Origin of the sequence: Brevibacterium renqingii, from assembly GCF_017808105.1 — a bacterium.
In the GTDB taxonomy this organism is placed as follows: domain Bacteria; phylum Actinomycetota; class Actinomycetes; order Actinomycetales; family Brevibacteriaceae; genus Brevibacterium; species Brevibacterium renqingii.
This window is the reverse complement of sequence record NZ_JADBHF010000011.1, coordinates 138,852-145,179: the sequence shown is the minus strand read 5'-3', so window position 1 is coordinate 145,179 and position 6,328 is coordinate 138,852. Positions and strand designations below refer to the sequence as shown.

General features: G+C 66.0%; 5 protein-coding genes, 1 pseudogene and 1 riboswitch. Of the genes and pseudogenes, 1 reads left to right on the top strand and 5 read right to left on the bottom strand.

Going from position 1 to position 6,328, the window contains the following annotated elements:
• Nucleotides 1-297, top strand: a 297-nt coding sequence (locus IHE57_RS12560; protein WP_209373428.1) for a ferrous iron transport protein A, incomplete at its 5' end; no start/stop codon positions are given.
• Nucleotide 298: 1 nt separating this feature from the next.
• On the opposite strand, the gene IHE57_RS12555 is transcribed toward IHE57_RS12560, so the two are convergent.
• The 5 genes and pseudogenes from IHE57_RS12555 to IHE57_RS12535 form a co-directional block, all read right to left on the bottom strand.
• On the bottom strand, nt 299-796 hold the full coding sequence (locus tag IHE57_RS12555; protein WP_209373426.1) for a hypothetical protein: 498 nt from the start codon (nt 794-796) through the stop codon (nt 299-301).
• Nucleotides 797-839: 43 nt separating this feature from the next.
• A riboswitch (SAM riboswitch) is annotated at nt 840-950 on the bottom strand.
• A gap of 525 nt (nt 951-1,475) precedes the next feature.
• Nucleotides 1,476-2,249: pseudogene (gene erm, locus IHE57_RS16845) on the bottom strand (23S ribosomal RNA methyltransferase Erm); the annotation flags it as partial.
• A gap of 486 nt (nt 2,250-2,735) precedes the next feature.
• Complete coding sequence (locus IHE57_RS12545) at nt 2,736-4,235, bottom strand: inorganic phosphate transporter (RefSeq protein WP_209373422.1); 1,500 nt, start codon at nt 4,233-4,235, stop codon at nt 2,736-2,738.
• Nucleotides 4,236-4,640: 405 nt separating this feature from the next.
• Entirely contained in the window at nt 4,641-5,237 is a 597-nt protein-coding gene (locus tag IHE57_RS12540) for an HdeD family acid-resistance protein (RefSeq protein ID WP_209373420.1), read from the bottom strand.
• Nucleotides 5,238-5,307: 70 nt separating this feature from the next.
• Entirely contained in the window at nt 5,308-6,306 is a 999-nt protein-coding gene (locus IHE57_RS12535; protein ID WP_209373418.1) for a slipin family protein, read from the bottom strand.
• Between the last annotated feature and the right edge of the window lie 22 nt (nt 6,307-6,328).

Below are 6,328 nucleotides of genomic sequence, written 5' to 3'. Positions count from 1 at the left end.
ACGTCGGACCCGCACGGTGACCCGATCCCCGGCCCGGACGGGCGTGTGGACTCCCACACGCCCACCCTGCTGGCCGCGGCGGCTTCCGGACACTACGAGGTGCTGCGGGTCTCCGATGCCGATCCGCTGGTGCTCGGACGGCTCGCCGAGGCAGGGGTCCTGCCCGATGCCGAACTCGATGTCCTCGCCCGCTCCGAAGAGCACGTCACCGTTGCCATCGGCGGAGTTCAGGAGACGATCGAGGCCGCGCTCGCCGCTGCCGTCTATCTGCGTGTCACCGCCTCGGACGAGGCCTGACTCACGCTTCGACGTCTCCTCTCTTCTGCGTCTGCGGGAACCTCGGTTCGGCGCGCAGCAGCGCCAGGCTCGTGGCCGTGCGTGCGTCGAATCCTTCTGTCAGGAACAGACGCGGCCAATCGCTCCAGAGTTCGGACTCATATGGCGTGCCGGGCACATAGGTCTTGAACACTGTCTTCCGGTGCCCCGGGTGGGAACGGAACGAAGCGGGAGAGATCGTCTGCAGCGTCTCGAACAGGGTCTGGTAGAGCACTGGAGTGAACCCGTCGCCGCGGGCGGTCTCGGCCGTGCGCACCCACTCGGGGCCGGTGACGGGCACGCCGCGTTCGATGGCCGTGTGCATCTGCGCCTTGATGCCCGCACGCTGCGGACCGGGGGAGTGACGCAACAGCACGCGAGCCCAGTACAGGGCCTCCTCGGCCTCGAAACCAGGCCACCGATCCTCGGGGTCGTGGTGTCGGTCGGAGGGGAGATGGTCGTCGTGGAATTCTGCGGACATGGTGGACCGTCCTTCCCGGACGCGCTTCTGCAGCGCGGGTCCGGATCGAAGCTTGCCCGGACTGGCTGCCCGGACCCGTTCTTCCCCTGGGGCACCCGGTCGATGACGGGTTGCCGCGTGGCCGGCCAGGTACCGATGGCCACGACTCATGAACGTATTCTCAGTGTAGGGGCAAGGGATGACACGACGCCGGACAGTGGGATTGCCCGGCGACCTCGTGACTGTGAGGTCGCCGGGCGTTCCCGGTCGACGTCTACCTCCGCGGCAAGTTCCACCTCGGCTGCGGCTGCTGCGGCTTCTGGTGCTGGTTCATGAAACCGCGCTCGGCCTGCAGGCGCCCCTTGTCATGGCTCCTCGACTTCGGGGAGGCGCCCGGGATAGAGGCCTGGAGCTTCTCGGCGGCCTGTTCGGCACCGACGATCGGCAGCTCGCCGGTGATCACCGGTCTCTCCGCAGCCGCGTCCGCTCCGGTGACTGCTGGAGCATCGCCGGTGACTGCCGGATCGGTTCCGAGCACCGAGCCGCGGCTCTTCTTCTGGTCTTTCTCATTGCGCTTGGCATTGCCGTCGTTTCGCATGGTGTGTCCTTTCGTCGAATTCCTCTGTTTGCGTGTGGCTGTTGCCGGCTTCGGGTGGGTGCGCGAGTGCTGCCGCGCCCTTGCGTTCTGCGGAGCTGGATCGCCGGCCAGATCGGTGTACACGCCGGTCCACTGGTCGGGGGTGAGATCTCGTGGCAAGGCATCTCCTCTGATGTCGTTGCGGTCCAAAGTCGCTTGCAGTGTGCGCTGATCGGTGATGCTCATCCTCGAGAGGATTCCTTTCATTCCCCGCCCTCGGCCGGTGAATACCGCGTGGACGAACCGGTGATAGTCGGATCGGTCCCTGTAGGGGATCGAGCTGGTGGAACAGCGATCGATGGAGAGGATCCCGCCATCGACGCTGGGCTTCGGTGCGAATGCATCGGCGGGGACGCGTTCGACGAGGCGGAAGTCGAACCAGGGAGCCCACTGAGCAGTCATCATGGTCGAGCCGCCGACTCCGGCGCGTTTGCGAGCCACCTCCCATTGGATGAGCAGAATGGCCTGCTGCCACCGCCTCGCGCGCAGCAGCCTGCGGAGGATGGGAGTGGTGAGATGGAAGGGCAGATTGCCGACGATGACCGGCCGGTCGAACCGGGTGGTCAGGATGTCGGCGTGCCGGACCTCGGCCCGAGGAAATGTGTCTTCAAGGTGATCAAGCCTCGTTTCGTCGAGTTCCACGAGAGTGAGCGGGCGTCCGAGCCGATAGAGCTCGTTGGTCACTGCTCCGCCTCCGGGGCCGATCTCCATGATGGGACCGGAGGTGGCGCGTGTCAGGCTCGCTATCGTGTCGATGGTGGTGGAAGAGCGAAGGAAATTCTGGCCGAGTTCGTGTCGGCCGCCGTGCACCGAATGGGATGAGGAATGGGGTCGCATTGGAAGGTGCTCCACGGTTGGAGATGGAGGCACCCGAGGCAGCGCAATGAGTGTGAATCCGATCGATCAGGGAATGATCGTTGAGGAGTCAGCCGATTGTCGCATCGCCCGGATGCCGATGACGATCCGGGAAGACAACGCGCTTGCAGAAAGAGATCGAGGCGACCGAAGCCGGTCAGCCGATCACGGAGACTTCGTCGAGCGCGCCGTCAGGCGCGGCGAGGACGAATGCAGAAGCAAGGCGCAGTCATTGCGCTGCTGTTCAATGTTCCCATGCGCACCAAGCTAGCACAGGGCGGATGCGACCACCAGAGGAACTTCGCGGCACTGTCTGCGGGGTAGCCGGGGAAGGACGAAGAGAACCCCGCAGACTCCCAAGGGGGATCTGCGGGGTGAGCCGATCATTTCAAGCGGGCCGGTCGAAGCCGCCGGGTCGGCGGTCGAATGCACCGGGCAGCGACCCGCTCATCGCGGCGCCGGCCCTCGTCAGCCGAGGACGGTGCGCAGCGTCAGGACGCCGGCGGCCCCAATGGTCGCCGCTGCCGGCAGCGTGATGACCCAGGCCAGAGCGATCGGCTTCATCAGCTTCCAGTTCGCCGAGCGGTTGACCAGTCCGACTCCGATGATCGCGCCGATGAGGATGTGGGTCGAGGACACGGGCAGTCCGCTGACCGAGGCGGCCATGACGATTCCAGCCGCGGCGAGTTCGGCGGCGAAGCCCGAGGCCGGGTGGATCTCGGTGAGGTTCGTTCCGACGGTGGCGATGACCTTGCGGCCGATGAACCACAGGCCCGCGATCAGGGCGATGCCGCAGGTGAGCATCGCCGCGAAGGGCACGGTCGTCTCGGCGTGGATGCTGTCGGTGCGCAGCACGTCGAGGACGGCGGCGAAGGGGCCGACGGCGTTCGCGATGTCGTTGGAGCCGTGGCTGAAGGCGAAGGCGGAGGCGGTGAACACCTGCATCCAGGAGAAGAGGATGTAGGTCGCGCGGGGGACCGTCTGCTTGCGCAGGGTCTTGGCGAAGACGAAGACGGCCAGCCACACGGCGATGCCGATCATCGCCATCACGAGGATGCCGCCGAAGGTGCTCACGCTCATGTCGAGGTTCTTCAGCCCCTTGAACAGCAGCATCGCGGTGATGATGACCGCGCCTGCGGCGGCGACGAGGGGAACCCAGCGTTGCAGCGACGTGTGCGTGCCGATGGTTCCTGCCTCCGGCTCTGTGGTGGTCGCCTCGTCGATCTGTGCATCGACGGTGCCCTCCGCGGCGGCGACGGGCGCCAGCATGTGCGGTTTCAGGGTGTGCGAGAGCGTATTTCCGAGGACGTACTTCTTGATCAGCCCGTAGATGAGGAATGCGGCGAGCCCGCCGAGCACCGGTGAGAGCACCCAGGAGATAGCGATCTGGCCGACCTCCGACCACTGCACCATGGACAGGCTGCCGGTGCCGGTGACGAAGCCGATGGTCAGGGAGGCGCCGATGATGCCGCCGATGATCGCGTGCGTCGTCGACACGGGCCAGCCCATGCGGGTCGCCAGGAGCAGCCATACGGAGGCGCCGAGGAGGGCGGCCATCATGATGAACGCGAAGTCCATCGGGTCGAGGGCGACGGCCCCGAGGTCGACGATCCCGCTCTTGACCGTGTCGGTGACGTCGCCGCCGGCCAGCAGGGCGCCGCTGACTTCGAACACGGCGGCCACGAGAAGCGCCTGCTTCATCGTCAGGGTGCCGGCGCCGACCGATGTGCCGAATGCGTTCGCCACATCGTTGCCGCCGATGTTGAACGCCATGAACGCGCCGAAGATGACCGTCGTGATGAGCACCATGCGAGGTGCGTCCCGGCCCACGAAGTCGAATGACCACAGCGTGAAAGCGATGAGGGTGACCGCGAGGAGGGCACCGAAGACCAGGTGCCAGAGGCGGTCATTGCTGCGGCCGACGGCAGGCGTCGGAGTGTGGCGCTCCGGGGCCAGAACCTGGGTCATTCAAAACTCCTAGCGAAGATCATTCGTACAGGCTGGTTCTGACTCCATGATTCGCAGGCTGGATGACCGCAGGGTTACGGGGAAGGTGAACGGACGGTGAACTCCGATCCCGGCTGCCGGGAACTCTCGATGCACAGTCGATGCAGTTCGCCCTGAGTTCACGTGAATTTCCAGGTCAGGTGCTATGCGAGCGGGTTCGAAAGGATGGGACGCGAAGGTGAACGCAGGACGGGAACATCGACTGTGACACTGGACACGGATACGCGGAAGGCGTGCTCGGGCGTGACTGCGGCCACCCCCGCGCGAGTGGACGGCCGCTCAGACGTGAGCAGCTGACCGCAGACGCGCGCGGGTGATCGGGTGGTGCAGGTGAAGGAAGAGCTCGCCGAGGCGGCCGGTCGCGGCTTATTCGATGATCTCGCCGCTGATGACATCGCCGCCGCCGTCGTCGGGACGGTTGCGGTGCGGATCGGCCTTGAACCGGTGGTCGGCCTTGCGCAGGCGCAGACCGAGGGCGACGAGGGCGATGCCGACGAGGATGATGAACCCGGCCAGGGCGAAGATCAGGGTGGTGACTCCGGCCTGAGGAGCGAAGAGGAAGAAGGCCCCGAGGATGATGCCGAGGGCGCCGATGACCGTGAGCACCCACCAGGAGCGGACACCGAGCCGACGGATGAAGAAGGACACGGTGAGGGCGAGGAAGCTGAAGAAGATGATCGCGAAGCCGGTGAGCACCGTGACCATGGACGCGAACAGCATCGGGGTGAGGAAGATGAGCACCCCGAGGAGGATGAGCAGGACGGCGCGGGCGACCAGACTGCCGGTGCGGCCTCCGCGCGGAGCGAAGACGAGGGAGGACACGGCGATGACGGCGAGCCAGCAGGCGAAGATGCGCACGACCACCTCGGCGGTGGCGCCGGGCCAGACCAGCATCAGCACACCCATCACGAAGGCGATGACACCATTGATGATGACTGTCCTGCTGGTGCGCTTGAGGTCCATGACTCCAGCCTAGTCGTTCGGCTTGGACGGACGCTGAGCGAGGTGAGGCTCCTTCGGGTCGCCTCGGCGCTCAGGCGTGACCGAGGTGGCCCTCCTGCTCGGTTGCATCCGATGTGGTGCGCTCCTGCTCCGGCATGTCGGAGGTCGTGCGCTCCTGCTCGGGCATGATGCCGGTGAGCCTGAGCGATTCGGACATCGCCTTGACGATCGCGTCGAGGTCGGCCGTCGTCGATGCCTTCGTCTGTCCGCCCGCGTCGGCCGGCGTCTCGTCGTCGCTGAGCGGGAACTCCTCGGCAGGTGCCGCCGCGGATGAGGACGGGGTGTTGCCTTCGAGGAAGCGGAGCAGCTCGACGGGGAAGGGCAGGACCAGGGTCGAGTTCCGCTCGGCGGCCACCTCGACGATGGTCTGGAGCAGACGCAGCTGCAGGGCCGAGGGGGTGTGGGCCATCGCCTCGGCGGCCTGGGCAAGCTTGTTCGATGCCTGCAGCTCACCATCGGCGATGATGACGCGGGAGCGGCGCTCGCGTTCGGCTTCGGCCTGGCGGGACATCGAACGCTTCATCGTCTCCGGCAGGGCCACGTCCTTGATCTCGACGCGGTCGATGTGGATGCCCCAGTCGACGGCGGGGCTGTCGATCATGATGGCCAGGCCCTGGTTGAGGCGTTCGCGGTTGGTGAGCAGGTCGTCGAGCTCGCTCTGGCCGATGATCGAGCGCAGGGAGGTCTGGGCGACCTGGCCGACGGCGAGCTGATAGTCCTCGACGTCGACGACGGCCTTGCGCGGGTCGACGACCTTGAAGTAGATGACGGCGTCGACGCGGACGGTGACGTTGTCGCGGGTGATGCCCTCCTGGGCGGGGATCGGCATGGTCACGATCTGGAGGTTGACCTTCTCCATCTTGTCGACGAAGGGGACGATCGCCGTCATGCCCGGTTCCTTGGGTTCGGAATTCACCATGCCGAGTCGGAAGATCACCCCGCGCTCATACTGTTTGACGATCCTCAGGCTGTTTCCCAGCGTGATGGCTCCGAGTGCGACAAGTGCGGCGAGGATACTGAGCGCCAACATGTCGAATCGCCTCCTTTGACGA

Bases quoted from the DNA above. Each gene is read 5' to 3' on its own strand.
- IHE57_RS12545 (WP_209373422.1), bottom strand. From the start codon at position 4,235: ATGACCCAGGTTCTGGCCCCGGAGCGCCACACTCCGACGCCTGCCGTC.
- IHE57_RS12540 (WP_209373420.1), bottom strand. From the start codon at position 5,237: ATGGACCTCAAGCGCACCAGCAGGACAGTCATCATCAATGGTGTCATC.
- IHE57_RS12555 (WP_209373426.1), bottom strand. From the start codon at position 796: ATGTCCGCAGAATTCCACGACGACCATCTCCCCTCCGACCGACACCAC.
- IHE57_RS12535 (WP_209373418.1), bottom strand. From the start codon at position 6,306: ATGTTGGCGCTCAGTATCCTCGCCGCACTTGTCGCACTCGGAGCCATC.